This is a genomic window from Bacillus sp. IT-79MI2 (assembly GCF_949768135.1).
Lineage (GTDB): Bacteria > Bacillota > Bacilli > Bacillales > Bacillaceae_G > Bacillus_A > Bacillus_A pseudomycoides.
This window is the reverse complement of the sequence record NZ_CATKPV010000129.1, coordinates 1-962: the sequence shown is the minus strand read 5'-3', so window position 1 is coordinate 962 and position 962 is coordinate 1. Positions and strand designations below refer to the sequence as shown.

Sequence of the window (962 nt, the reverse complement as noted above, 5' to 3'; positions counted from 1 at the left end):
CATGCCCATCAAGCTAAGGTTGGGTATTCCATGAACTTCCGTTCTTGTTGCCTACATGCTTGATATTTTGTTTATTTGTTTTTAAAAATACGCATTCCAAATAAACCTTAATAAGGTGTATTTTTAAAGATTATGCAGTTTTCTTATTTAGATTGGATACAGTGCACTGATAAACAACGCCTAAAATATCAAAGACTGTCTTTTTCTCATATCGATGGGATTTCCGTCCGTTTTTCTGTAAGAGGTCAAACAGACGAAGAAAAATTTTTGATACTTCTTGGGTGTCTTGTTGTATAGCTTCATATACTAAGTACAGATGATCTTGAATCATATAAATTGCTTTATATTCACTTAATTCTTTTTGTTTTTTCTGTAGTAACAGCTGTCGCATTTTGAACATAGTGGAAGAACAAAGAAAAATAGCGATTAACTGTCCATACAGATGACATTCTAGACGCTCTCGCTTAATATTGTGACAATGATTGATACCAAAAAGAGATTTCCATGTTTTAAATACAATCTCTATTTGCCAACGTAGAGAGTAGATCTCGTGAACATGTTCCATCGGAACAATTTCCCATGGGATGTTGGTAATATAAACATTGATTTCTGTTAAACGTTTACTTTTTTCAGAGTATGTAACCCCTTTTTTCTTTTCAACATAAGTTTGCTGTTTCCTACGTTTATGAACTTGAGTTGATGTGAGTCTGTATATTACAACTCGTGAGGGTAATTTTTGTTGTCCAACATAGGCATTCAGAATTTCATAAGTATCTCCTGGTTTTATCTGATGCATGACATGTTCAAGATCAAGTAAAGCATATAAAGATTGCTTTTTTACTGTCCCATCCCGAAAGAATTCTGGCGATTCATTTTTCACATATACTCTATTATTTAATTTCAACCGAGAAACATAGAATACCCCTCGTTGATCCATCTGGTCTAAATCTTTTAGAGAAAAG

At 33.3% G+C, this 962-nt stretch carries 1 protein-coding gene; it reads right to left on the bottom strand.

Annotated elements, in window-relative coordinates:
• Positions 1 to 130 precede the first annotated feature (130 nt).
• A partial coding sequence (locus ACM6HU_RS27315; RefSeq protein WP_414848550.1) for an IS4 family transposase occupies positions 131 to 962 on the bottom strand: 832 nt, incomplete at its 5' end.